Origin of the sequence: Pseudomonas sp. SMN5, assembly GCF_052041925.1 — a bacterium.
Classification (GTDB): Bacteria; Pseudomonadota; Gammaproteobacteria; order Pseudomonadales; family Pseudomonadaceae; genus Aquipseudomonas.
On sequence record NZ_JBKGGX010000026.1, the window covers coordinates 1 to 26,094 of the forward strand.

The window sequence follows — 26,094 nt, forward strand, 5'->3', positions numbered from 1 at the left end:
TTTGGGGGGGGGGGAACACCCCCCCCCCCCACAAAAGTTAACGAGCGCGTCCCTCAGATATCCCAAACCAGATTGACCGCGAAGTTGCGCCCCGGCGCGGTCAGGCGGTCGAGGTTGGCGGGGCTGATCACGGCGGCTTCGCCCACGCTGTCGTAGCCGCGCACGTCATCCCATCGCCAGTACTTCTTGTCGGTGAGGTTGTAGAGGCCGCCGCTGACGGTGATGTCGTTGGTCACTTTGTAGAATCCGGTCAGGTCGAGAATGCCGAAGCCTGGGGTCTTGAACTGGCGGCTGACGCCATCGGGCGAGTTGAAGTTGCTGTCGTCCACACGGTCCTTTTTCTTGACCAGGGTCCAGCTGAGCAGGGTGCCGTAATCGTCCTGGTCGTAGCCCAGGCCGAACACGCCGGTCAGCGGGTTGACGCTGTTGAGTGGTTCGCCGGTGTCGTTGTTGCGCCCGTAGGCGTAGGCCACCGAGCCTTGGGTGTACAGGCCCTGCGGCGCGCCGAACAGGTCCAGGTCGAGACGCCCCCGGACCTCGGCGCCCTTGATGGTGGCGTGCTTGATGTTGTTGCTCTGGAAGGTCAGTTGATCGGCGCCGGGGGTGATCGCGTCTTCGTTGATGAAGTCGCGGTACTGGTTGTAGAAGACCGCCATGTCGAACGAGCCATGATCGAAACGGCCACGCAGGCCGGTCTCGTAGCCTTTGCTTTTTTCCGGTTCCAGATCGGGGTTGGGTTCCACGCTGTAGCCGGTGCCAGGGTTATCGAAACGACCGTAGAGCGCCTTGGCGGTCGGCGTACGGAAACCTTCGGCGTACTGGCCGTACCAAGTGTACTCATCGGTCAGGGCGTAGGTCAGGCCGAACTTGGGCGAGACTCGATGCCAGGTCTTGTCCTGGTCGCTGACTTCACCGGCCTGGGTCGGGTCGACGGTGTTGAGGAATGCCTCGGTCAGATGGGGCTTGAGGCGGGTGTAGTCGTAGCGCAGGCCCGGGATGAAGGTCCATTTTTGCCAACTGATCTGGTCCTGGGCGAACAGGCTGTAGGTATTGATGGTCGGGTCCGGGAAGTCGCTGGCTTTGGCCAGCACGTCAGTCGGGCTGATGGCGCCGACAGCGCTACAGCCGCGGCCAATCGCCAGGCACACGCCGTTGCCGCTGCGTGAGCCAGTGACTTTCTGTTGTTTGATCGTGGTGCCGTAGGTCAGCGCGTGATCGGTGCCGGCCATGCTGAAAGCCTTGTCCAGTTGCGCGTCGAAGACCCACTGTTTTTCTTCGTAGAGCGTCTCGCGGGTGCGCAGGACCCGGCGGGTAATCGGGAAGTAGAACTCGGCGGTGCTCTGGTCGGTCTTGGCGACCTGATGATTGAGGCTCCATTTCACGTGATCGGCCAGCAGGCTGTCGAGGGCGAAGCTGTGCTCCAGGCCGAAACGCTCGCGGGTGACGGTGTCGTTGCCGGTGCGCCACTGATACATGCCACCGGGCAGCACCGAGGTGGGGATCGTCGGGCGACCGTTGGCATAGGGGCCGCCATAGGCGCTTTTCAGATCGACGTCGCGGTCGTCCTTGTACTTTTCGTAGACCAGGCCCAGGCGCGCGTCATCGCTGTAGTTCCACCCCAGTTTGGCCAGCACGTTGTTGGCGCGCACGTCTTCAGGGTTGGCGGCGGTGCGGTCCAGGCCGATGCCGTTGTGGCTGCCATAGGATTGGGTTTCGTGGCCGTCGCGCTGGCTGTAATGCAACAGGCCGTCCAGCGCCCCGCTGCGGCCGGCGACGGTGGCGGACTTGAGCCAGCTCTCATCGGCTGAGCTGTAGCCGCTCTTCAGGCGGGCGCCGACGTCCTGGCCCGGCTTGATGATGTCGTCCGGATCCAGGGTGAAGTAGCTGACCGCGCCGCCGATGGCGTTGCTGCCGTACAACACCGAGGCCGGGCCGCGAAGGATTTCCACGCGCTTGATGATTTCCGGGTCGACGTAGTTGCGCTGGGTTTTGGCGTAGGGGCCGTTGAAGAATCCACCCGGTACTTCCACGCCATCGATCTGGGTGAGGATCCGGTTACCGTCGATGCCGCGGATGTTATAGCCGCTGATGCCGCCGCGCTGGCCGGCGCCCCCCACCGAGACGCCGGGCTCATAGCGCACCAGGTCCTTGAGGGTGTTGACGTTGTTGCGGTCCAGTGCCTGGCGCTCATGGACCGTGACGGTGCTCGGTACTTCGGTGATGTCCTGGGCCTGGCGGGTGGCGCTGATGGTCGTTTGTGGCAGGCTCATCACACCGGCGGAGCTGCGCTTTTCCAGGACGACGCTATTGCCGCCCAGCTTGCGGTAGCTCAGGTCAGTCCCCACCAACAGGCGTTCCAGGGCTTTCTCAGGTGGCAGCGAGCCATTGACCCCTGGTGACGCGACGCCCTCGGCCAGTTCCGCCGGCAGGCCGACCTGCCAGCCGGTGACGACCGTGAAAGCGTTGAGCGCCGACACCAGGGGTTGCCGGGCGATGGAAAAGTTGTAGTCGCCCATGTTGCGTGCAGCAGGCTGAGCGTTGTCGGCGGCAAGGACATGAGGGGCCGTGCCGGCCAGCAGAATCGCAGCTGTCAGCAGGGACAGCGTGCAGGACGGGGCAAGGAACCGGCAGGTAAGGCGAGAGGACATCGATAGCGCTCCGTGTCGCATCTGTTATAGGTGCAGATTTTCATCAATGGATGAGAATCAATTGCATTGGCTATAACGAGACGAACCAGCGAAGCCTATCGAGTAAAAATAATTCTCATTTAGTTCAAAATCACCAGCGCCGGGAATTCCTGAAGCCGCGCGCGAGTGATGTGGGCCAGGGATCGGACTGCATCCAAGGGTTGGTCGAGGCGATAGTTACCGGTCACCGCGACGCTGGCCAGTTGTGGGTTGTTGTTGATGATCCAGCCGGGGTAATAGCGCCGCAGCTCGGCCAGCACCCTGCCCAGCGGCTGGTTCTCGAATACCAGCCGGCCCTGCACCCAGGCCAGCTCAGTGGCGGCGTCCAGGTGGGTCGGACGATCGAAGCCGTTGGGGCCGATGCGGATGCTTTCGCCGGCGGACAGGCGCACATGGCTGTCGTTGCGGGTGGCGCGCAGGTCCACATCGCCACGCTGGACCTGGACCTGGGTCACGCCGTCGAGGTAACGCATGGCAAACGTGGTATCGCTGACGCTGGCCGTGACCGGGCCGGCGTCGATTTCCAGAGGCAGGCTACGGCTGGCCGGCACTTCGAAAAATGCTTCGCCCCTGTAAAGGCGGGCCACGTGGCGCCGTTCGTTGAAGGTACTGGAGAACGCCGAGTCGGTGTTGAGCAGGACCCTGGAACCGTCTTCCAGTTGCAGGCGCTGGCGTTCACCGACGATGGTCAAGTGGTCGGCCCGCAATTGCAGCGGCAGGTCGCTGAAATTGAACAGGCCCAACAGCAATACCGCTGCCGTTGCCAGAGGTTTCCAGTGGGACCGCAAGCGTGACCACGCGGTGACCTTGGGCCTGGCCTCCAGCTGGCGGGCGCTTTCCAGCACCTGCGGACCGTTCCAGATCGCCTGGGCGCGGGCGAAGGCTTCGCCATGGCGCGGATCGGCCGCCAGCCAGGCTTCAAATTGCCGGGTCTGCTCCCCGCTGGGGCTTTCCAGCAGGATCAGCCAGTCCAGTGCCTGCTCCATAGCGTGGGCGGCGTCCGGCGTCGGCCCGGGGGCGTGGTGGTTGTCCGTCACAGTGGTTCCTCGCTGTGTCTGTGCACGGCTGTTTCGAATCAGGCTCGAGGGCGACCAAGATTAGCAGGGTCACCCGTCAACGCAATTGGCGGGAGCAATCCCGTGGGTTCAGTCACCTTCGAGGCCTTGGGCCACGCCCACACAGATCGCCATGATCAGCTTCAGTTCCTTTTGCACGGTACTCAACGACACGCCCAGGCGTTCGGCGATGGCCTGGTAACCGTGACCGTGCAAGCGATTGAGGATGAAAATCTGCTGCTGGCGCGCACTCAGCGTTTGCAGGCTGACATTCAGGCGTTCGAGCAATTGCCCGGCATGGACCGCATCCTCGGCGCTGCTCTGGGAGACGGCCACGTTGTGGACCACTTCCTGGGGCACATCCTCCAGCAACGTCCGGGATTGGATACGCCGCGCGCGCAAATGATCGCGCGCCAGGTTGCGGGCGGTCTGGAAGACAAATGGTTCGAGATGCTCGACGGGTCTTTCACCCAAAGCGCGGCTTACGCGCAGGTAGGTTTCCTGGAGCAGGTCTTCGGCGGTGCTGCGGTTGTTGACCATCTGCTCAAGGGTGCGCAGCAGGGGCGTGCGCTGGGCGAGGAAGACGTGGTGAAAGCGCGATTGACTCACGGTAGGGCCTGGTCCGGTTCGAGTAGATGATAATGATTGTCATCTGCTGAATGGGTCAAGCCTGGATTTGTAAGCGCTAAAAATCAACCTGTGGGAGCGAGCCTGCTCGCGATTGCAGCGTGGCAGTCAACCTTGGGCTGACTGATCAGGCGTAATCGCGAGCAGGCTCGCTCCCACAATGAGGGCTCAACAACCGTGTCGGGTCACTCGGCGTTACACAACGCCAGGCAGTTATCCAGCATGCGGTTGGAGAAGCCCCACTCGTTGTCATACCAGGCCAACACCTTGAGCAGCTTGCCGCTGGACTTGGTGTGGTTGGCGTCGAAGATCGACGACAGCGGGTTGTGGTTGAAGTCGCTGGAGACCAGCGGCAGCGTGTTGTAGCCGAGGATCTTCGAATGCTGGCTGGCATGGCGCAGCAGTTCGTTGACTTCCTCGGCCGACGCCTCGCGCTTGAGTTGCACAGTGAGGTCGACCAGCGACACGTTGATCACCGGCACGCGTACGGCCATGCCGGTCAGCTTGCCCGCCAGTTCGGGGAGCACCAGGCCCACCGCTTCGGCGGCGCCGGTCTTGCTCGGGATCATGTTCTGCGTTGCCGAGCGGGCGCGGTACGGGTCGCTGTGGTAGACGTCGGTCAGGTTCTGGTCGTTGGTGTAGGCATGGATAGTGGTCATCAGGCCGCTTTCGATGCCCAGCTCGCGGTGCAGCACCTGGGCCACCGGGGCCAGGCAGTTGGTGGTGCACGAGGCGTTGGAAATGATCTGGTGGGACTGGCGCAGGATGTCGTGGTTCACGCCGTACACCACGGTGGCATCGGCGCCCTTGGCCGGGGCCGAGATGATGACTTTGCGCGCGCCGGCACTGATGTGAGCGGCGGCCTTGGCCCGGTCGGTGAACAGACCGGTGCATTCGAACACCACGTCGATTTTTTCCGCAGCCCAGGGCAGCTCGGCCGGATTGCGGATGGCGCTGACCGAAATGCGGTCGCCATTGACCGTCAAGCTTTCGTGATCGTGCTGCACATCTGCATCAAAAGTGCCGTGGACGGTGTCGAACTTGAGCAGGTGAGCGTTGATTGCACTGTCGCCCAGGTCGTTGATGGCGACGATCTGCAAGTCGCGACGATAGCCTTGGGTATACAGTGCGCGGAGGACGTTGCGGCCGATGCGGCCAAAACCATTGATTGCGATTCGAAGAGTCATTAACTGCGCCGCCATCGATTTGTTGTTGGAATTACAAGATTATTCGCATAAAAATAGAAAACAAGCCTTTTTGATGGCAATATTTTGTTTTATCTACAACGAGTGACCTGAATCAACTGGTCCGAGTGGTCAAAAACCGTCCGTCGCCTGAGGCGCCGGGGGCTTTTGACCAGCATAGACAATCAGGTCGCCACACCCGTTAGCCTGGAGTTCTACACATGCATCCCCGCGTACTTGAGGTCACCGAACGGCTTATCGCCCGCAGCCGCGCCACGCGTCAGGCTTACCTTGCATTGATTCGCGGTGCAGCCAGCGACGGGCCGATGCGCGGCAAATTGCAGTGCGCCAACTTTGCCCATGGCGTGGCCGGTTGCGGCACGGAAGACAAGCATCATCTGCGGATGATGAACGCCGCCAACATCGCCATCGTTTCGTCCTATAACGACATGCTCTCGGCCCACCAGCCCTACGAAACCTTTCCGGAACAGATCAAGAAAGCCCTGCGCGAGATCGGCTCGGTCGGCCAGTTCGCCGGTGGCACGCCGGCCATGTGCGATGGCGTGACCCAGGGCGAGGCGGGGATGGAACTGAGCCTGCCGAGCCGCGAAGTGATCGCGATGTCCACGGCGGTGGCGCTGTCGCACAACATGTTCGACGGCGCGCTGATGCTCGGCATCTGCGACAAGATCGTCCCGGGCCTGATGATGGGCGCGCTGCGCTTCGGTCACTTGCCGACGATCTTCGTGCCCGGCGGGCCGATGGTCTCGGGTATTTCCAACAAGGAAAAAGCCGATGTGCGCCAGCGCTATGCCGAAGGCAAGGCGACCCGCGAGGAGCTGCTGGAATCGGAGATGAAGTCCTACCACAGCCCCGGTACCTGTACCTTCTACGGCACCGCCAACACCAACCAGCTGCTGATGGAAGTGATGGGCCTGCATTTGCCGGGCGCCTCGTTCGTCAATCCGAACACCCCGCTGCGCGATGCCCTGACCCGCGAAGCGGCGTTCCAGGTCACGCGCATGACCAAGCAGAGCGGCAACTTCATGCCCATCGGCGAAATCGTCGACGAGCGTGCGCTGGTCAATTCCATCGTCGCGCTGCACGCCACCGGCGGCTCCACCAACCACACCTTGCACATGCCGGCCATCGCCATGGCGGCCGGTATCCAGCTGACCTGGCAGGACATGGCCGACCTCTCCGAGGTGGTGCCGACCCTGAGCCACGTCTACCCGAACGGCAAGGCCGACATTAACCACTTCCAGGCGGCGGGTGGCATGTCGTTCCTGATCCGCGAACTGCTGGAAGCCGGCCTGCTCCACGAGAACGTCAACACCGTGCTCGGTCACGGCCTGAGCCGCTACACCCAGGAGCCGTTCCTGGAAGATGGCAAGCTGGTGTGGCGCGACGGCCCGATCGAAAGCCTCGACGAGAACATCCTGCGTCCGGTGGCCCGGGCGTTTTCGCCGGAAGGCGGGCTGCGGGTGATGGAAGGCAACCTGGGGCGCGGCGTGATGAAAGTCTCCGCGGTCGCTCTGGAAAACCAGATCGTCGAAGCGCCGGCCATGGTGTTCCAGGACCAACAGGACCTGGCCGATGCGTTCAAGGCTGGCCTGTTGGAGAAGGATTTCGTTGCGGTGATGCGCTTCCAGGGGCCGCGCTCCAACGGCATGCCGGAGCTGCACAAGATGACGCCGTTCCTCGGCTCGTTGCAGGATCGCGGCTTCAAAGTGGCGCTGGTGACCGACGGGCGCATGTCCGGCGCGTCGGGGAAAATCCCGGCGGCGATCCACGTCAGCCCAGAAGCTTATGTCGGTGGTGCGTTGGCCCGGGTGCAGGAGGGCGATATCATCCGCGTCGACGGCGTCAAAGGCACCCTGGAACTGAAGGTGGACGCCGAAGAATTCGCCGCGCGCGAGCCGGCCAGGGGCCTGTTGGGTAACAACATCGGCACCGGTCGCGAGCTGTTCGGTTTCATGCGCATGGCTTTCAGCTCGGCGGAGCAGGGCGCCAGCGCCTTCACTTCTGCCCTGGAGACGCTTAATTGAAACTGGCTTTGGTCGGTGACATCGGTGGGACCAACGCACGCTTCGCGCTGTGGAAGAATCACAACCTGGAAAACATCCAGGTGCTGGCGACGGCGGATTACGCCTGTCCCGAAGATGCCATCAAGGTGTACTTGAGCGGCATGGGCATGGGGCCGGGCGCGATCGGTTCGGTGTGCCTGTCGGTGGCCGGTCCGGTGGGTGGCGATGTGTTCCGCTTCACCAATAATCACTGGCGCCTGAGCAACCTGGCGTTCTGCGAGACCTTGCAGGTGGAGAAGCTGTTGCTGGTCAACGACTTCTCGGCGATGGCCCTGGGCATGACCCGTTTGCGTCCCGATGAATACCGGGTCGTATGCGAGGGCACCCCGGAGCCGATGCGCCCGGCGGTGGTAATCGGCCCTGGCACAGGGCTCGGCGTCGGTACACTGCTGGATCTGGGCGAAGGCCGGTTCGCCGCGCTGCCGGGGGAGGGCGGCCACGTCGACCTGCCGATGAGCAGCCCGCGTGAAACCCAGCTCTGGCAACACATCTACAACGAGATCGGCCATGTCAGCGCCGAGACCGCCTTGAGCGGCAGCGGTTTGCCACGAGTGTACCGGGCGATTTGCGCGGTGGACGGCCATGAACCCGTGCTCGACACGCCGGAATCGATCACCGCTGCGGGCCTCGCCGGCGACCCGATCGCCCTGGAAGTGCTCGAACAGTTCTGCCGCTGGCTGGGCCGCGTGGCCGGCAATAACGTGCTGACGGTGGGCGGGCGCGGCGGTGTCTACATCGTCGGTGGGGTGATCCCGCGTTTCGCTGATTTTTTCCTCGAGAGCGGTTTTGCCCGGTGCTTCGCTGACAAAGGCTGCATGAGCGATTATTTCAAGGGCATTCCGGTGTGGTTGGTAACGGCGCCCTACTCAGGCTTGATGGGGGCTGGGGTGGCGTTGGAGCAGTCGTCCGCCGTTTGAAGGTTGAAAGTAGTCGCCCTGTGGGAGCGAGCCTGCTCGCGATGACGGAGTATCAGTCGCCATTGAGGTTGACTGTTACGCCGCTATCGCGAGCAGGCTCGCTCCCACAGGGTTTGTGGTGTGTTTATAGATCCCGTCCATCAGGCATAATCCGCCAATCCAAACCAGCAAGGACGAGGCCCCGTGAGTTCAGTGAACAAATCGATTTTGTTGGTCGACGACGATCAGGAGATTCGCGAGCTGCTGGACACCTACCTCAGTCGCGCGGGTTTCCAAGTGCGCACTACGCCGGATGGCGCCGGGTTTCGCCAGGCGCTGAACGATGCGCCGAGCGACCTGGTGATTCTCGATGTGATGCTGCCGGACGAGGATGGCTTCAGCCTGTGTCGCTGGGTTCGCCAGCACCCGCGCCAGGCCCATGTGCCGATCATCATGCTCACCGCCAGTTCCGACGAAGCCGACCGAGTGATCGGCCTGGAGCTGGGGGCCGATGATTACCTGGGCAAGCCTTTCAGCCCGCGTGAGCTGCAAGCGCGGATCAAGGCCTTGCTGCGTCGGGCGCAATTCGGCCAGGAACGCTCCGGCGGTGAAGTCCTGGCCTTTGACGAATGGCGCCTGGACATGGTCAGCCATCGACTGTTTCACGCCGACGGTGAGGAGGTGATTCTCTCCGGCGCAGACTTTGCCTTGCTCAAGCTGTTCCTCGATCATCCCCAGGAAATCCTTGACCGCGACACCATCGGCAACGCCACCCGCGGTCGTGAACTGATGCCCCTGGACCGGATCGTCGACATGGCAGTGAGTCGCCTGCGCCAGCGTCTGCGCGACACTGAGAAGCCACCGCGGCTGATTCGCACTGTGCGCGGCAGCGGTTATCAACTGGCGGCCACCGTGGTTGCCAGCAATGGGCGCTGACTGGATCAGGAAAATAGCACGGCGGGTCCCGGTGCCGCGCTCGCTGCTCGGACGGATGCTGTTGCTGACCTTGCTGGTGGTGCTTTTCGCCCAGACCCTGTCCAGCGTGATCTGGGTCTCGCAACTGCGCGCCACCCAGCTCGAAGGCCTGGTTACCGCCGCCCGTAGCCTGGCCCATTCGATGACGGCCAGCGTCAGTTACCTGCGTTCGTTGCCGGTGGCGTATCGGCCGCTGGTGCTGGATCAATTGCGCAGCATGGGCGGCACGCGATTTGTCGTCACCCTCAACGACAAACCCCTGGGCATGGACGTGTTGCCGGTGACGCCGCGCAAGCTGGCCGTGCTCCAGGCGGTGGACGAGGTGTTGCGCCGCTCCCTGGGCAACAACGCCGACATCTCGGTGAAGTTCGTCAGTCCCGAGGACCTGCGGATCTTCAACGGCGGGCTGAAGCTCGACGAACTGCCGCGTTCCTGGGCGCACTACGCCTTGACGCTGGAACCGGTGAACCCGCCGGTGTTGGTGACGCAGATCCAGATGGCGCCCGGCGAATGGCTGTACATCGCCTCGTTGCTGCCCGAGCCCTACACCAGTCTTGAAGAACAGGACCTGCCCAAGCAGCAGGTCGGCTTCATCGTACTCACCAGTAGCCTGCTGTTGCTGTTCATCGGTTTGCTGGTGCATTGGCAGAGCCGGCCTCTCAAACGTCTGGCCCGCGTGGCGCGGGATATGTCCCTGGGCGCCGAAGTCGAACCGGTGGCCGAGGGCGGCGGCAGTGAAGTGGTGGAAGTGGGGCGAGCGTTCAATGCCATGCGCGAACGCATCAGCCGCTACCTGACTGAACGCAGCCAGTTGTTCAGTGCGATTTCCCATGATTTGCGCACGCCGATCACGCGGCTGCGGTTGCGCGTCGAGCTGTTGGAGGATGAGAACCTGCAGGCCAAGTTCGGCCGCGACCTGGACGAGCTGGAACTGTTGGTCAAGGGCGCGCTGCAATGCGTCAAGGACACCGACATCCATGAAAACATCGAGCCGGTAGACCTCAACCATGTACTCGAATGCCTGATCGAACCGTACCTGGCGCCCAACGGCAACGGCCGGGTGACGCTGGATGGTAGGGCGCTGGCGCCGTATCCCGGCAAGCCGCTGGCCCTCAAGCGCTGCATCGGCAACCTGATCGACAACGCCTTGAAGTACGGGCAGAACGCTCACCTGCACATCGATGACGATGAAACCGCGTTCGTCCTGCACGTCGACGACGAAGGCCCGGGCGTACCGGAACAGCGTCTGGAGCAAGTCTTCGAACCGCACTTTCGCCTGGCCGGGCAACAACAGGGGTATGGCTTGGGACTGGGCATCGCCCGCAACATCGCTCACAGCCATGGCGGCGAAGTGAGCCTGCAGAACCTGCGAGAGGGTGGGTTGCGGGTGACCCTGCAACTGCCTCGTAGTGCTGATTAGTCAGGCCGCGTTATCGTTTATCGCGAGCAGGCTCGCTCCCACAGTTGATTGAGTTGTTCGCAGATTTTGTGCGTGCCATCGAACCCTGTGGGGGCGAGCCTGCTCGCGATGGCGTCAGCAGCTTCACCACCATTCCTGGGCCAAATGTCACAAGCTTGTGACATAACTCGCCCCTTTCGTTACCTGCCACCCACCCACCCTTGTTTAGACTCCCTCGCGTCAAAACAACAAAAAGGTCTTCCCCGATGAACACCTTCCAACCGGCGTTCAGCAGCTGGCTGAACGCTCCGGCCCACCAGCAATGGCTCGCTGCCGAAGGTTTGCGATTGCTGTCGTTTGCCAAGGCGTCGAAACTGCCGGACGGCTTTGGCAACCTCGACGACCAGGGTCGCCTGCCGCCCGATGCCCGGGCCGAGACCATGAACACCGCGCGCATGACCCACAGTTTTGCCATGGCGCACATCCAGGGCCTGCCTGGTTTTGCCGCATTGGTGGACCATGGTGTCCAGGCCCTCGGCGGCGCGTTGCGCGACGCCGAGCATGGCGGCTGGTTTGCCACGGCGCGGCGCCACGAGGATGGTGACGGCAAAGCCGCCTACCTGCACGCCTTCGTCGCCCTGGCCGCCAGCTCGGCAGTCATCGCCCGGCGCCCCGGCGCCCAGGCCTTGCTGGATGAAGCGGTGCGGATCATCGACAGGTATTTCTGGAGCGAAGAAGAAGGCGCACTGCGCGAGTCCTTCGCACGCGACTGGAGCGATGAGGAGGCCTATCGCGGCGCCAACAGCAACATGCACGCCACCGAAGCGTTCCTGGCCCTGGCCGACGCCACCAATGACCCGCGCTGGCTGGTTCGCGCCCTGCGCATCGTCGAACGGGTGATTCATGGTCACGCCGCCGCCAACGACTACTTGGTGGTAGAGCATTTCGACCGCCATTGGCAACCATTGCGCGAGTACAACCACGACAATCCGGCCGACGGCTTCCGCCCCTATGGCACCACCCCCGGCCACGGTTTCGAATGGGCGCGGCTGTTGCTGCACCTCGAAGCGGCGCGGGTCCAGGCCGGCATGCTGACGCCGGGCTGGCTGGTCCAGGACGCGCAGAAACTCTTCGAGCAAAACTGCCGCCACGGCTGGGATGTCGATGGTGCGCCCGGCATTGTCTATACCCTGGACTGGGATAATCGCGCCGTGGTCCGCCACCGCCTGCATTGGGTCCACGCCGAGGCCGCAGCGGCCGCCAGTGCCTTGCTCAAGCGCACCGGCGAGGCCAGTTACGAAGCCTGGTACCGGCAATTCTGGGAATTTTGTGAGTCGTATTTCATTGATCGCTGCAACGGCAGTTGGCGACACGAACTCGATCCGCAGAACCGCCCCAGCGCCGATATCTGGCCGGGCAAGCCGGACCTGTATCACGCCTGGCAGGCTGTGCTGATTCCACGCTTGCCCCTGGCACCGAGCATGGCGTCGGCCCTGGCGCAGTTATCCGGCACTTTAGCTGTGTAACCGTGTCGTGACATTTGCACGTCCCTTCGTTACCTGCGAAGGGATTCCCCCTGATTAGAATCCATGCAGCGCAAGCTCCAGGCTTGCATGCATAACAACAAGAAAGGTAATTCCAGATGAATGCGATTTCTCGCCTCGCTACTGTCATTTCTCTTGCTTCCTTGCTTCCCGTCGCAGCATTCCCTGTCAGCACCCTGGCCGCCGAATCCAAAGGTTCCGTGGAAGTCGTCCACTGGTGGACGTCGGGTGGCGAAAAAGCCGCGGTCGATGTGCTCAAGGCCCAGGTAGAAAAAGATGGCTTTACCTGGAAGGACGGTGCTGTCGCAGGGGGTGGCGGTTCCACTGCCATGACCGTGCTCAAGAGCCGTGCCGTAGCCGGCAACCCACCGGGCGTCGCCCAGATCAAAGGCCCGGACATCCAGGAATGGGCGTCCACCGGGCTGCTCGACAGTGACGTCCTCAAAGACGTTGCCAAGGAAGAGAAGTGGGACAGCCTGCTCGACAAGAAAGTCTCCGACACCGTGAAGTACGACGGTGACTACGTGGCCGTGCCGGTGAACATCCACCGCGTCAACTGGCTGTGGATCAACCCGGAAGTCTTCAAGAAAGCCGGCATCACGAAAAACCCGACCACCCTCGAAGAGTTCTATGCCGCTGGCGACAAACTGAAGGCGGCGGGCTTCATTGCGCTCGCCCATGGTGGTCAGCCTTGGCAGGACAGCACCGTGTTCGAAGCGGTGGTGCTTTCGGTGATGGGCGCCGAGGGCTACAAGAAAGCCCTGGTCGATTTGGACAACAAGGCCCTGACCGGTCCGGAAATGGTCAAGGCGCTGACCGAGCTGAAGAAAGTCGCGACCTACATGGACGACGACGGCAAGGGCCAGGACTGGAACCTGGAGGCGGCCAAGGTCATCAACGGCAAGGCCGGCATGCAGATCATGGGCGACTGGGCCAAGAGCGAATGGACCGCGGCCAAGAAAGTTGCCGGCAAGGATTACGAGTGCGTCGCCTTCCCGGGCACCGACAAGGCCTTCACCTACAACATCGACTCCCTGGCGGTATTCAAGCAGAAGGACAAGGGCACCTCGGCCGGTCAGCAGGACATTGCCAAGGTTGTGCTGGGTGAGAACTTCCAGAAAGTCTTCAGCATCAACAAAGGCTCGATTCCGGTGCGCAACGACATGCTGGCCGACATGGCCAAGTATGGGTTCGATTCCTGCGCCCAGACCGCGGCCAAGGACTTCCTGGCGGACGCCAAGTCCGGTGGCCTGCAACCGAGCATGGCGCACAACATGGCGACCACGCTGGCGGTGCAGGGTGCGTTCTTTGACGTGGTGACCAACTACATCAACGACCCGAAAGCCGACCCGGCCGATGCCGCCAAGAAACTCGGTGCGGCGGTTCAGTCGGCCAAATAAGAGCAGCTGCAAGCTACAAGCTGCAAGCTGCAAGGTGTGTTTGAGCTTGCAGCTTGCAGCTCGGGGCTTGTAGCTGCCCCTAATCTATCTTTGTACTGGATCTTCCCATGAGTTCTGTTGCTGTGTTCAGCAAGGCCTCGCCGTTCGATGCGCTGCAACGCTGGCTGCCAAAACTGGTGCTGGCGCCGAGCATGTTCATCGTGCTGGTGGGCTTCTATGGCTATATCTTGTGGACGTTCGTGCTGTCGTTCACCACCTCGACCTTCTTGCCGAACTACAAATGGGCTGGCCTGGCGCAATATGCGCGTCTGCTGGACAACGATCGCTGGTGGGTGGCGAGCAAGAACCTCGCCGTGTTCGGCGGCATGTTCATTGGCATCACCCTGGTGATCGGCGTGTTGCTGGCGGTGTTCCTCGACCAGCGCATCCGCCGCGAAGGCTTCATCCGCACCATTTACCTGTACCCGATGGCGCTCTCGATGATCGTCACCGGTACTGCTTGGAAATGGCTGCTCAACCCGGGCATGGGCCTGGACAAATTGCTGCGTGACTGGGGTTGGGAAGGCTTCCGCCTGGACTGGCTGATCGACCCGGACCGCGTGGTGTACTGCCTGGTGATCGCGGCGGTGTGGCAAGCGTCGGGCTTCATCATGGCGATGTTTTTGGCCGGCCTGCGGGGTGTCGATCAATCGATCATCCGCGCCGCACAAATCGACGGCGCGAGCATGCCGCGCATCTACCTCAAGGTGGTGCTGCCCAGCCTGCGTCCGGTGTTCTTCAGCGCCGTGATGATCCTGGCGCACATCGCGATCAAGAGTTTCGACCTGGTGGCGGCAATGACTGCCGGTGGCCCGGGTTATTCCTCCGACCTGCCGGCGATGTTCATGTACTCCTTCACGTTCAGTCGTGGCCAGATGGGCATGGGCTCGGCCAGCGCAATCCTGATGCTCGGTGCGATTCTCGCGATCATCGTGCCTTACCTGTACTCCGAGCTGAGGACCAAGCGTCATGACTAGTCTCGCCGCCAAACCTTCCATCAGCCTGAGTCGCATCGCGATCTACGCGGTGCTGATCCTCGCCGTGTTGCTGTACCTGGTGCCGTTGGTGGTCATGCTGTTGACCAGCTTCAAGACCCCGGAAGACATCAGTACCGGCAACCTGTTGAGCTGGCCGACCGTGGTCAGTGGCATTGGCTGGGTCAAGGCCTGGGCCACGGTGGACGGCTACTTCTGGAACTCGATCAAGATTACCGTCCCGGCGGTGCTGATCTCCACCGCCATCGGTGCGTTGAACGGCTACGTGTTGTCGATGTGGCGCTTCCGCGGTTCGCAGTTGTTCTTCGGGCTGCTGCTGTTCGGCTGCTTCCTGCCGTTCCAGACCGTGCTGCTGCCGGCGTCGTTCACCCTCGGCAAGATGGGCCTGGCCAGTACCACCACCGGCCTGGTGTTCGTGCACGTGGTCTACGGCCTGGCGTTCACCACACTGTTCTTCCGTAACTACTACGTGAGCATTCCCGATGCGCTGGTCAAGGCTGCACGCCTGGACGGTGCGGGGTTCTTCACCATCTTCCGGCGGATCATCCTGCCGATGTCGACACCGATCATCATGGTCTGCCTGATCTGGCAGTTCACCCAGATCTGGAACGACTTCCTGTTCGGCGTGGTGTTCTCCAGCGGCGATTCCCAGCCGATCACGGTGGCGTTGAACAACCTGGTCAACACCAGCACCGGGGCCAAGGAATACAACGTTGATATGGCGGCGGCGATGATCGCCGGGCTGCCGACCCTGCTGGTCTATGTAGTGGCAGGCAAGTATTTCGTGCGCGGCCTGACGGCCGGCGCAGTCAAGGGGTAATCATGGCAACGCTCGAACTTCGCAATGTAAACAAGACTTATGGTGCCGGCCTGCCGGATACCCTGAAGAACATCGAGTTGTCGATCAAGGACGGTGAGTTCCTGATCCTGGTCGGTCCTTCCGGTTGCGGCAAGTCGACACTGATGAACTGCATCGCCGGTCTGGAAACCATCACCGGCGGCGCGATCATGATCGGCGACCAGGACGTCAGCGGCATGAGCCCCAAGGATCGCGACATCGCGATGGTGTTCCAGTCCTACGCGCTGTACCCGACCATGAGCGTGCGCGAGAACATCGAGTTCGGCTTGAAGATCCGCAAGATGAGCCAGTCGGCAATTGACGAAGAAGTCACCCGCGTGGCCAAGCTGTTGCAGATCGAACACCTGCTCAACCGCAAGCCCGGCCAACTGTCCGGCGGTCAGCAACAGCGCGTGGCCATGGGCCGGGCACTGGCGCGGCGGCCGAAGATTTATCTGTTCGACGAACCGCTGTCCAACCTCGACGCCAAGCTGCGGGTCGAGATGCGCACCGAAATGAAATTGATGCACCAGCGTCTGAAAACCACCACGGTCTACGTCACCCACGACCAGATCGAAGCCATGACCCTGGGCGACAAAGTGGCGGTGATGAAGGACGGGATCATCCAGCAGTTCGGTACGCCGAAGGACATCTACAACAACCCGGCCAACCTGTTCGTGGCGAGCTTCATCGGTTCGCCGCCGATGAACTTCATCCCGTTGCGCCTGCAACGCAAGGACGGTCGCCTGCTGGCGCTGCTCGACAGCGGCCAGGCCCGTTGCGAGTTGCCGCTGGGCATGCAGGACGCCGGCCTTGAAGACCGTGAAGTGATTCTCGGCTTGCGTCCGGAACAGATCGTGCTGGCCGGCAGCGAGCCCAACGGCTTGCCGACCATCCGCGCTGAAGTCCAGGTCACCGAGCCGACCGGGCCGGACACCCTGGTATTTGTCAGTCTAAATGACACCAAGGTTTGCTGCCGCCTGGCGCCGGACGTTGCCCCGCAAGCAGGGGAAAATCTGACGCTTCAGTTCGACCCTAAAAAAGTATTACTATTTGATGCGCAAACGGGTGAGCGCCTGGGTGTGGCGGGTCAGACGCAAGCCCAGGAGCGAGCGCCGAACGTGGCGCAGTTCAAAGGCCGGTGAAGAAAAAATGTGGGTGTGGGCCTGCTCGCGATGACGGTATGCCTGCCGTCGTGCGGGTGAATGGCATACCGCTATCGAGAGCAGGCTCGCTCCCACAAAAAGAAGTATGCGGCGGGTGGGGGACCATCCACCGCAATCGTTGTAAACCGCGTTAGAAAAAATAAAAACAGTTCATAACAATAAAGACGAGGATGTAGGGATGAAGAAGAGAAACAACGCCCAGCTCATCTGCCAGTTGTCAGCCGTTGCGGCGATGATGCTGGTGGGTAGCGCACAGGCTGACGACGCGTTCAGCTCCAATTCGAAATGGATGACGGGCGATTGGGGTGGCGAGCGGACCAAGCTGATCGAGCAGGGTATCGACATCAAGGCCGACTACGTCGGGGAAGTGGGCGGCAACCTGCACGGTGGCTACAACAACGACAAGACTGCGCGTTATTCCGACCAGTTCGGTCTGGGTGTAGCGCTGGATCTGCAAAAATTGTGGGGCTGGGATAACACCCAGGCCAAGATCCAACTGACCAATCGTAACGGCCAGAACATCTCCAACGACCGCGTTGGTGATCCACGTGCCGGCACCTTGAGCTCTTCCCAGGAAGTCTACGGCCGTGGTCACATGGTCCGTCTGACCCAGTTGTGGATCAAGCACCAGTTCCTCGACGGCAAGCTGGACGTCAAGGCCGGTTACTTCGGTGAAGGCGAAGACTTCAACACCTTCCCGTGCGAATTCCAGAACCTGGCGTTCTGCGGCTCCCAGGTGGGTAACTGGGCGACCAACATCTGGTACAACTGGCCAGTCAGCCAGGCCGCGATCCGCGTGAAGTACAACCTCACGCCTGAGTTCTATGCGCAGATCGGTGCCTACAACCAGAACCCTTCGCAGCTGGAACACGGCAACGGCTTCAAGCTCAGCGGCAGCGGTACCAAGGGCACCGTGATCCCGGTCGAGCTGGTCTGGTCGCCGAAGGTCAACAGCCTGCCGGGCGAATACCGCGTCGGTTACTACAAGAGCACGGCCGATGCCAATGACGTGCGCGAAGATGACAACGGCGACGACGCCGCGACCACCGGTAACGCCTACCGCAGCCACAACAGCAAGCACGGCTACTGGTTCGTGGCGCAACAACAACTCACCACCCACAACGGTGATGCGTCCCGCGGTCTGAACATCGCTGCCAACGCGACCTTCCACGACAAGGACACCAACGTCGTCGACAACTACCAGTCGTTGATGTTCGTGTACAAAGGGCCGTTCGACGCGCGTCCAAAAGATGACATCGGCATCGGTTTCGCGCGCATTCATGTCAACGATGACGTGAAGAAAAACGCTGAGCTGACCAACGCCGCCAACGGTGTGGCTGACTATGAGAACCCGCTGTTCGCTCCGTTGCGCGACACCGAGTACAACTACGAGCTCAACTATGGGGTCCACGTGACCGACTGGCTGACCGTACGGCCTAACCTGCAATACATCACTCACCCAGGTGGTGTGGATGAAGTCGACAACGCGCTGGTGGCCGGCCTGAAAATTCAGTCGGTGTTCTAACGCTGTTGCGATAAGCTCCTCTCTATGTGCGCATATTTGCGGACAGCCAAGGCTGTCCGCTTTTTTTTGGGGAGCATTCAATAGTTTGGTCGGACACCGAGCGCTGTGGCGAGGGAGCTTGCTCCCGCTGGGTTGCGAAGCGACCCCGAAACCATTCACTGCGGTGCGTCAGCCAGACCGCATTTGCCTCGTTTACGACTGCTTCGCAGTCGAGCGGGAGCAAGCTCCCTCGCCACAAAAGAGCGCGTCGCGAACAGATGAGCTATTCAATGATTTCCAGGACCGTGGCCCATGCATGAGCATCCGCTACAACGCTTTTTCAAATCCTTGCGCGAGCGCCCGGTGTTTGCGTGGGAGCGCTATCGGCAGCGCGATGTGCTGGTGATCGATCATCCGCTGTGCCAGGCGGTGTTCAGTCGCCAGGGTGCGCAGTTGCTGCACTTTCAGCCGCGCGGCCAGAAGCCTTGGTTGTGGTGCGCCGCCAAATGGCCGCAGGTCGGCGCGATACGTGGCGGGGTGCCGGTGTGCTGGCCGTGGTATGGGCGTCATCCCAGCGAGAATGCCTGGCCTTCCCACGGCTGGGCGCGCTTGATCGACTGGAAGCTGCTCGACAGTCGCAGCGACGACGACGGCGTGCACCTGCACTGGCAATTGCAGTTGTGCGATTGGCAGGTGGACCTGCATGCGGACCTGGGTGAACGCATGGAACTGCGCCTGAGCACCGAGCATCAGGACAGCCTGCCTTGCCAGTTGAGCCAGGCGTTGCATGCCTATTGGCGTATTGGTGACGTCGGTGAGGTAGCGCTGTCTGGGCTCGAAGGCGCGCAGGGTTATGACCATCTGAACCGTGCGGTTTGCCAGCAGGAAGGTGAGTTGCGGGTCGACGGGGGTTGTCAGCGGGTGTTCCAGCACGAAGGAGAGTTGCAGCTCAAGGACCACGCCTGGCAGCGCCAATTGTGCATCGACACCGGCGACAGCGCCGACACCGTGGTGTGGCATCCCGGCGCCCGGCCGTTGCTGGGGGTGAGTTGGGATGAGGTCAATGAGTTCGTGTGTGTCGAGGCGGCCAGTGGCGGCACGGACAGCCTGTGCCTGGCGCCGGGGGAGCGGGCGCACCTGAGTTTGCAGGCGTGGGCGGGGGTTTAGCTCTGGAGGGTGGGTGAGGCTGCCGGCCCCATCGCGAGCAAGCTCGCTCCCACAGGGGGTTGTGAACGCCAAAGACCCAGTGTGGGAGCGAGCTTGCTCGCGATGACGGCTTGTCAGGCCATAAAGCCCTCACGTCGAATCAATTGAACTCATCCCCCACCGGATACCGGCTGGCGTTCAGGCTTTCCTTGATCTTGCGCAGGTGCGGCTGGAAGTCCACGCCCCGGCGCAGGGTCATGCCGGTTGCGAGCACATCCAGCACGGTGAGCTGGATGATCCGCGAGGTCATCGGCATGTAGATGTCGGTGTCCTCGGGCAGCGGAATGTTCAGGCTCAGGGTGCTGGCCTTGGCCAGCGGCGAGTTTTCGGCGGTCAGGCCCAGTACCGAAGCGCCGTTTTCCCGGGCGATGCGCGCCACTTCCACCAGTTCGCGGGTGCGCCCGGTGTAGGAAATGATCACGAATAGCTCACCCGTATGGGCCACCGACGCGATCATCCGTTGCATCAGCACGTCGGCGTGGGCGGTCACCGCCAGGTTGAAGCGGAAAAACTTGTGCTGGGCATCCAGCGCCACCGGAGCCGAGGCGCCGAGGCCGAAGAAGTGGATCTGCCGCGCCTGGATCAGCAGATCGACGGCACGGCTGATCAAATTTGGATCAAGGGCCTGGCAGGCGCTGTCCAACGAAGCAATGGCACTGCCAAAGATTTTCTGGGTGTAGGCCTGCGGGTTGTCGTCGGCTTCTACCGCACGGCTCACATAAGCGGCGCCACTGGCCAGGCTCTGGGCCAGTTGCAACTTCAGTTCCGGGTAACCGCTGACGCCGAACGAGCGGCAGAAACGGTTGACCGTGGGTTCGCTGACCGACGCGGCCTGGGCGAGGGCGGCAATGCTGAAACGGGTGGCCTGCTGTGGGTTGAGCAGGATCACCTCGGCCACCTTGCGTTCGGCCTTGTTCAGGTCTTCAAGGCGACTCTGGATCTGCTCCAGTAAATTTCGCACGCGGTCCATACAAGATTCCTAGAAAGACGGGTCTTTGATACGACCCTTTGCGGTGGCCTATCCTACTGTTGGCTCCGGCGGACCACCACTCGGAATCGGTATTTTCGGAAAATGTTGTGGTTATTACTACATTTTTCCTTGAGTGATACCTTGAAAAAAGGTATTTGTAGCTTAACTTGATAAAAGAACAAACATCATGCATTCGATTACGGTTGAGCCGTGCACCTTTGCCTTGTTCGGCGCCTTGGGCGACCTGGCCTTGCGCAAGCTGTTTCCCGCCCTTTATCAACTTGACGGCGCCGGCCTTCTGCATGAGCAGACGCGGATCATCGCGCTGGCCCGTGAGCCCGGTAGCGAGCAGCAGCACCTGACGTTCATCGCCACTGAATTGCGCCGCTACGTGGGCGACAAGGACCTGGACGAGGCCGTACTCGAACGCTTCCTGGGCCGACTGACCTACCTGCATGTGGACTTCCTCAAGGCCGACGATTACGTCGCCCTGGCCGAGCTGGCCGGCTCGGCCCCGCAAGTCATCGCCTATTTCGCCACCCCGGCGGCGGTCTACGGGGCGATCTGCGAGAACCTGGCGAAGGTTGGCCTGAGCGAAAACACCCGCGTCGTGCTGGAAAAACCCATCGGCTCGGACCTGGAGTCGTCGCGCAAGGTCAACGACGCGGTGGCGCAGTTTTTCCCGGAAAACCGCACCTATCGCATCGACCACTACCTGGGCAAGGAAACCGTTCAGAACCTGATTGCGCTGCGGTTCGCCAACAGCCTGTTCGAAACCCAGTGGAACCAGAACTACATCTCCCACGTGGAAATCACCGTGGCCGAGAAGGTCGGCATCGAAGGCCGCTGGGGTTACTTCGACAAGGCCGGCCAACTGCGGGACATGATCCAGAACCACCTGCTGCAGTTGCTCTGCCTGATTGCCATGGACCCGCCGGCGGACCTTTCTGCCGACAGTATCCGTGACGAGAAGGTCAAGGTGCTCAAGGCCCTGGCGCCCATCAGCCCGGAAGGCCTTACCACCCAGGTGGTGCGCGGCCAATACATCGCCGGCCACAGCGAAGGCAAGGCGGTGCCGGGCTACCTGGAAGAGCCCAATTCCAATACACAGAGCGACACCGAGACTTTCGTTGCCCTGCGCGCCGACATCCGTAACTGGCGCTGGGCCGGGGTGCCGTTCTACCTGCGTACCGGCAAGCGCATGCCGCAGAAGCTGTCGCAGATCGTCATTCACTTCAAGGAACCGTCCCACTACATCTTCGCGCCGGAGCAACGCTTGCAGATCAGCAACAAGCTGATCATCCGCCTGCAACCGGACGAGGGCATTTCCTTGCGCGTGATGACCAAGGAGCAAGGCCTGGACAAGGGCATGCAGTTGCGCAGCGGTCCTTTGCAACTGAACTTTTCCGACACCTGGCGCAGCGCACGGATTCCCGATGCGTATGAGCGGCTGTTGCTGGAAGTCATGAACGGCAATCAGAACCTGTTTGTCCGTAAAGATGAAATCGAAGCCGCGTGGACGTGGTGTGACCAGTTGATCGCCGGTTGGAAGAAATCCGGCGATGCGCCCAAGCCGTACGCGGCCGGGTCCTGGGGGCCGATGAGCTCCATTGCACTGATCACGCGGGATGGGAGGTCGTGGTATGGCGATATCTGAATTGAAACTGCCCCAGGGTGTCAGCGCCCTGGAATTCAAGAGCCCGGTGTTGTTGGCCGAAGGGCTGGCATTGAAAGTGGCCGAACAACTGCGCGAGGCGATTGATGCGCGCGGCACGGCGGTGTTGGTGGTGTCTGGCGGTCGCAGCCCGGTGGCGTTTTTCCAGAGCCTGGCCAAGCAGGCGCTGGACTGGTCGAAAGTCGTGGTGAGTCTCGCCGACGAACGCTGGGTGCCGGTTGAACACGCCGACAGCAATGCCGGCCTGCTCAAGCGTTACCTCCTGCAAGGCCCGGCGGCCAAGGCGCAGTTCCTCAGCCTCTACAGCGCCAGTGCCAACCTGGAGGCTGCTGCGGAGCAGGCGGATCGTCTGCTGGCCGAATTGCCACCGATCGACGTGCTGATCCTGGGCATGGGCGACGACGGACACACCGCCTCGCTGTTCCCTGATAGCCCGAACCTGGCCCAGGCCCTGGACGCCAATGGTGAACGCCGTTGCTGGCCGATGCTGGCGCCGACCGTGCCGCACCAGCGCCTGACCATGAGTCGCGCCTTGCTGGCCTCTGCAAAACACAAAGTGCTGTCGATTTCCGGCCAGTCGAAATTGACCACACTGAACGCTGCGGTGGCCGGTGACAATGTCGCCGAGATGCCGATCCGCGCGTTTTTGCAACCTACGTTAGAGATTTACTGGTGCCCATGAACCAAGGATCAGCCGCTATGACAAACCCATCCCCGACCGTTTCCATGGCGGACAAAGTTACTCTGATCGACAGCCTCTGCGCCAAGGCGCGGATCCTGCCGGTGATCACCATCGCCCGCGAACAGGACATCCTACCGCTGGCCGATGCCCTGGCAGCAGGCGGTCTGACGGCGCTGGAAGTGACCTTGCGTTCCCAGTACGGCCTCAAGGCGATCCAGGTGTTGCGCGAGCAGCGTCCGGAGCTGGTAACCGGCGCCGGTACGGTGCTCGACCGCCACATGCTGGCGGCCGCCGAGGCTGCGGGTTCGCAGTTCATCGTCACCCCGGGCATCACCCGCGACCTGCTCGAAGCCAGCGTCTACAGCTCAATCCCGCTGCTGCCAGGTATCAGCAACGCCTCGGGCATCATGGAAGGCTATGGCCTGGGCTATCGCCGCTTCAAGCTGTTCCCGGCGGAAGTCAGCGGCGGCGTCGCGGCCATCAAGGCCCTGGGCGGTCCGTTTGGCGAAGTGAAATTCTGCCCGACCGGCGGCGTCGGCCCGGCCAATATCAAGAGCTACATGGCGTTGAAAAATGTGATGTGCGTGGGCGGTAGCTGGATGCTTGATCCGGAGTGGATCAAGAACGGCGACTGGGCCCGCATTCAGGAATGCACCGCCGAGGCTCTGGCGCTGCTGGACTGATTGGTTTACCGAACCTCGTTGGGTGTTCTACGGTTTTACGGTGCGCTTGGTCGGCGCACCGTTTTTTTTGTCTGGAATAAATGCCTATAGGATCACCCCTTCATCGTGGCGAGGGAGCTTGCTCCCGCTGGGCTGCGCAGCAGCCCCTTGGTAAGTTGACTCAGACAGGTCTGAAACACTGCGGTGTCTGGGTTTGGGGTTGCTTCGCAACCCAGCGGGAGCAAGCTCCCTTGCCACAGGAGCCTATGTTCGGCTCAGCTCGATCAGCGCCTGGGTCAACCGCTTGATATCGCTCGCCAACGTAATCAACCCCGGCGTAATCCGAATGCACGGCCCGACGCTGGTCTGGCGCACTACTGTGAAAATCCCGTATTCGTTGAGCAACCGGTCGGCCATTGCCTGTTGGTCCGCGTGGTCAGTGAAGCGCATGGCGGTGATGCCGCAGTAGAGGCGCGGATCGTCCGGCGTCATGACTTCGATACCCGGTACATCGCGCACCGCACTGACCCACATGTCCCGCAGATAATTGAGCCGTGGCCCTTTGGCCAATGCACCGCCCAGGGCGCGGTGTTCTTCGAACACCAGCGGCAGGGTCAGCAGGGCAGGAATGTTGGGGGTGCTGTGGGGCGTGCGCGAACGAACGTCGGTGGCCGGGTAATGCCCTTCGTCCATGTCCGGGTCGATGTCGGCCAGCCGATGTGGGGCGATGTACATGAAGCCCAGGGCCAGAGGGCCGCCGATCCACTTCTGCAGGTTGAACCCGGCGAACTCGATGCCGAGTTTCTTCAGGTCAAAGTGAATCTGCCCCAGGGCATGGGCGCCGTCGAGAATGATATCGACGTCAAACGCCCGTGCGGTCTCTGCAATGGCCCGTACCGGCATCACCAACCCAGTGAGGTGGTTGACGTAGGTCAGCGCCATCAGCTTGAGGCGTGGGTAACGAATGAATGCTTCGCGGTAGGTGCTGACCAGACTGTCGTAGCTGGCGGGATGCTGGTGGATCAGTTCGATCACCTCCGCGCCCCGCTGGCGTGCCAGCCAGCGCATCGCGCTCTTGACCGACTCGTACTCCAGGTCGCAGATCAGCACCTGATCGCCTGGCTTGAGGCCGTTGTAATTACGGATCAGCGCCTGCAAGGCGTCTACCGCGCTGTTCGCCATCGCCACGCTGTCGGGTGAGGCGTGGATCAGCTGTGCCACCTGCCGGCGAATCGCTTCGCCATGTTCGCGGTCGAACTGCTGGCGCACGTACACCGAGTTACCACGATTGATGAACTCGATATTGCGCTGGTATTCCTCCACCACGGTGCGCGACATGCGACCGAAATAGCCATTCTCCAGATTCAGCGGTCCGTTGGGATCGACATCGTAGCGACCGACGAAGGTTTGCCAGAAGGCTTCATCGTGGGCGCGTAGCGTGTTTTCAGGCATGGGAAGACTCGGTCAGTGACGTGGTTTGGGCTTGCCGTGCTTGGCGCGCAATGGATCGAGCAGGTCTGACAGCCCGTTGTGGTCAATTTCCTGCATCAGCGCCAGCAAACCGCCCAGTTCTCCGTGGGGAAAACCTTCACGAGCGAACCAGTTCAGGTATGGACCAGGCAGGTCGGCGAGGATTCGCCCCTTGTATTTACCGAAGGGCATCTGGCGCGTGACCAGCAGTTCGAGCTTTTCCGGATTCATGGTGGACGTCTTGATTCAACCAGGTTTGAAAATACAGGCATTCTGCATGCAGGCCAATTGACAGATCATGCAAATAACGCGGATACAGATTTCTACTGATCGGCTATTTTGTTGATTTATAAGGATTTTTATTTTGATTCGGGGCTGGCATGGCCGATGCAATATTCCTTGCAGGTTTTATTCACCAGCAAAGGAACTGAAAAATGACCGACATCACTAAAGAATCCATCTCCGTCTTGAACGACCTGATCGAGACCAGCAAGGATGGCCAGGAAGGGTTCAAGACCTGCGCTGAAGACATCAAGCATCCGGAACTCAAGGCGCTGTTCGTGAAACGTGCCACCGACTGCGCCACCGCTGCCGCCGAACTGCAAGCGGCCGTGCGTTCCCTGGGTGGCGACCCGGAGACCTCCACCAGTGTCGCCGGGGACCTGCACCGCCGCTGGGTGGACGTGAAGTCGATGTTCACCGGTAAGGACGAAGAAGCGGTGCTCAACGAAGCCGAGCGCGGTGAAGACCACGCCCTCAAGGCTTATCGCGAGGCGATCGATAAAATCAACAAGCACAACCTGGTAGGCATTCGTGATCTGGTTGAGCGTCAGTACCATGGCGTGCAGCGCAACCACGACCAGGTCAAGGCCCTGCGTAACCAGGCGCGCGCCAACTCTTAACCGCGCGTCGGTACAAAAAAACGCCAGCTCGCCTGGCGTTTTTTGTGGGTGCCTTAAACTGGATGGACAGAGTTGTGGCGGGGGAGCTTGCTCCCGCTGGGCTGCGCAGCAGCCCCAGAAAATCGAGGGTC

22 protein-coding genes are annotated in these 26,094 nt (G+C 61.5%); 15 read left to right on the forward strand and 7 right to left on the reverse strand.

What is annotated here, in order from left to right; translation table 11 throughout:
- Positions 1–53 precede the first annotated feature (53 nt).
- The 4 genes from ACLEJR_RS22160 to gap all read right to left on the reverse strand — a co-directional run bounded on the left by ACLEJR_RS22160 (position 54) and on the right by gap (position 5,556).
- Complete coding sequence (locus ACLEJR_RS22160) at positions 54–2,648, reverse strand: TonB-dependent receptor (protein ID WP_440816512.1); 2,595 nt, start codon at positions 2,646–2,648, stop codon at positions 54–56.
- A 119-nt stretch (positions 2,649–2,767) separates the two neighbouring features.
- Positions 2,768–3,724, reverse strand: a complete 957-nt coding sequence (locus ACLEJR_RS22165) for a FecR family protein (RefSeq protein ID WP_440816515.1) — start codon at positions 3,722–3,724, stop codon at positions 2,768–2,770.
- Between the two features lie 108 nt (positions 3,725–3,832).
- A complete protein-coding gene (locus tag ACLEJR_RS22170; RefSeq protein ID WP_440816517.1) occupies positions 3,833–4,351 on the reverse strand; it encodes an RNA polymerase sigma factor in 519 nt (172 codons plus the stop codon).
- 203 nt (positions 4,352–4,554) lie between these two features.
- Positions 4,555–5,556 carry a type I glyceraldehyde-3-phosphate dehydrogenase gene (gap, locus tag ACLEJR_RS22175; protein ID WP_440798012.1) on the reverse strand — a complete coding sequence of 334 codons (1,002 nt, stop codon included), beginning with the start codon at positions 5,554–5,556 and terminating at the stop codon, positions 4,555–4,557.
- Positions 5,557–5,774: 218 nt separating this feature from the next.
- Between gap and edd the strand changes: the two genes are divergently transcribed.
- From edd to ACLEJR_RS22230, 11 genes are all read left to right on the forward strand, one after another.
- Positions 5,775–7,601 (forward strand): phosphogluconate dehydratase, encoded by a 1,827-nt coding sequence (gene edd, locus ACLEJR_RS22180; protein WP_440798014.1) that lies wholly within the window; start codon positions 5,775–5,777, stop codon positions 7,599–7,601.
- On the forward strand, positions 7,598–8,557 hold the full coding sequence (locus ACLEJR_RS22185; protein ID WP_440816519.1) for a glucokinase: 960 nt from the start codon (positions 7,598–7,600) through the stop codon (positions 8,555–8,557). Before edd ends, ACLEJR_RS22185 begins: the two co-directional genes overlap by 4 nt.
- Before the next feature lie 183 nt (positions 8,558–8,740).
- On the forward strand, positions 8,741–9,472 hold the full coding sequence (locus tag ACLEJR_RS22190; protein WP_440816522.1) for a response regulator: 732 nt from the start codon (positions 8,741–8,743) through the stop codon (positions 9,470–9,472).
- Complete coding sequence (locus ACLEJR_RS22195; protein ID WP_440816524.1) at positions 9,462–10,931, forward strand: ATP-binding protein; 1,470 nt, start codon at positions 9,462–9,464, stop codon at positions 10,929–10,931. Before ACLEJR_RS22190 ends, ACLEJR_RS22195 begins: the two co-directional genes overlap by 11 nt.
- A gap of 245 nt (positions 10,932–11,176) precedes the next feature.
- Positions 11,177–12,436: a D-mannose isomerase gene (locus ACLEJR_RS22200; protein ID WP_440816526.1), complete on the forward strand. Its 1,260-nt coding sequence runs from the start codon at positions 11,177–11,179 to the stop codon at positions 12,434–12,436.
- 116 nt (positions 12,437–12,552) lie between these two features.
- Positions 12,553–13,854 (forward strand): ABC transporter substrate-binding protein, encoded by a 1,302-nt coding sequence (locus ACLEJR_RS22205; RefSeq protein ID WP_440798023.1) that lies wholly within the window; start codon positions 12,553–12,555, stop codon positions 13,852–13,854.
- Positions 13,855–13,961: 107 nt separating this feature from the next.
- Complete coding sequence (locus ACLEJR_RS22210; protein WP_440798025.1) at positions 13,962–14,870, forward strand: carbohydrate ABC transporter permease; 909 nt, start codon at positions 13,962–13,964, stop codon at positions 14,868–14,870.
- Positions 14,863–15,708, forward strand: a complete 846-nt coding sequence (locus ACLEJR_RS22215; RefSeq protein ID WP_003198539.1) for a carbohydrate ABC transporter permease — start codon at positions 14,863–14,865, stop codon at positions 15,706–15,708. The genes ACLEJR_RS22210 and ACLEJR_RS22215 overlap by 8 nt, the downstream gene beginning before the upstream one ends.
- Before the next feature lie 2 nt (positions 15,709–15,710).
- Positions 15,711–16,871 carry an ABC transporter ATP-binding protein gene (locus tag ACLEJR_RS22220; RefSeq protein ID WP_440816529.1) on the forward strand — a complete coding sequence of 387 codons (1,161 nt, stop codon included), beginning with the start codon at positions 15,711–15,713 and terminating at the stop codon, positions 16,869–16,871.
- Between the two features lie 199 nt (positions 16,872–17,070).
- Positions 17,071–18,417 carry a carbohydrate porin gene (locus tag ACLEJR_RS22225; RefSeq protein WP_440816532.1) on the forward strand — a complete coding sequence of 449 codons (1,347 nt, stop codon included), beginning with the start codon at positions 17,071–17,073 and terminating at the stop codon, positions 18,415–18,417.
- A gap of 291 nt (positions 18,418–18,708) precedes the next feature.
- A complete protein-coding gene (locus ACLEJR_RS22230; protein ID WP_440816535.1) occupies positions 18,709–19,563 on the forward strand; it encodes a D-hexose-6-phosphate mutarotase in 855 nt (284 codons plus the stop codon).
- Between the two features lie 139 nt (positions 19,564–19,702).
- On the opposite strand, the gene ACLEJR_RS22235 is transcribed toward ACLEJR_RS22230, so the two are convergent.
- Entirely contained in the window at positions 19,703–20,563 is an 861-nt protein-coding gene (locus ACLEJR_RS22235) for a MurR/RpiR family transcriptional regulator (RefSeq protein WP_172679636.1), read from the reverse strand.
- Positions 20,564–20,759: 196 nt separating this feature from the next.
- On the opposite strand from ACLEJR_RS22235, the gene zwf reads away from it, so the two are divergent.
- Genes zwf through ACLEJR_RS22250 form a run of 3 tightly spaced genes read left to right on the forward strand, consistent with a single transcriptional unit; the run spans position 20,760 to position 23,612 of the window.
- Entirely contained in the window at positions 20,760–22,229 is a 1,470-nt protein-coding gene (zwf, locus tag ACLEJR_RS22240; RefSeq protein WP_440798032.1) for a glucose-6-phosphate dehydrogenase, read from the forward strand.
- Complete coding sequence (pgl, locus tag ACLEJR_RS22245) at positions 22,216–22,929, forward strand: 6-phosphogluconolactonase (protein ID WP_440798034.1); 714 nt, start codon at positions 22,216–22,218, stop codon at positions 22,927–22,929. Before zwf ends, pgl begins: the two co-directional genes overlap by 14 nt.
- Positions 22,930–22,946: 17 nt before the next feature.
- A complete protein-coding gene (locus ACLEJR_RS22250) occupies positions 22,947–23,612 on the forward strand; it encodes a bifunctional 4-hydroxy-2-oxoglutarate aldolase/2-dehydro-3-deoxy-phosphogluconate aldolase (protein WP_440798036.1) in 666 nt (221 codons plus the stop codon).
- Between the two features lie 243 nt (positions 23,613–23,855).
- Here ACLEJR_RS22250 and ACLEJR_RS22255 read toward each other — a convergent pair whose 3' ends face one another.
- Together ACLEJR_RS22255 and ACLEJR_RS22260 are read right to left on the reverse strand one after the other, a co-directional pair.
- A complete protein-coding gene (locus tag ACLEJR_RS22255) occupies positions 23,856–25,043 on the reverse strand; it encodes an aminotransferase class V-fold PLP-dependent enzyme (protein WP_440798038.1) in 1,188 nt (395 codons plus the stop codon).
- 12 nt (positions 25,044–25,055) lie between these two features.
- Positions 25,056–25,292: a DUF3820 family protein gene (locus ACLEJR_RS22260; RefSeq protein WP_245140906.1), complete on the reverse strand. Its 237-nt coding sequence runs from the start codon at positions 25,290–25,292 to the stop codon at positions 25,056–25,058.
- A gap of 203 nt (positions 25,293–25,495) precedes the next feature.
- On the opposite strand from ACLEJR_RS22260, the gene ACLEJR_RS22265 reads away from it, so the two are divergent.
- Positions 25,496–25,963 (forward strand): ferritin-like domain-containing protein, encoded by a 468-nt coding sequence (locus ACLEJR_RS22265; protein WP_440798040.1) that lies wholly within the window; start codon positions 25,496–25,498, stop codon positions 25,961–25,963.
- Positions 25,964–26,094: the final 131 nt, after the last annotated feature.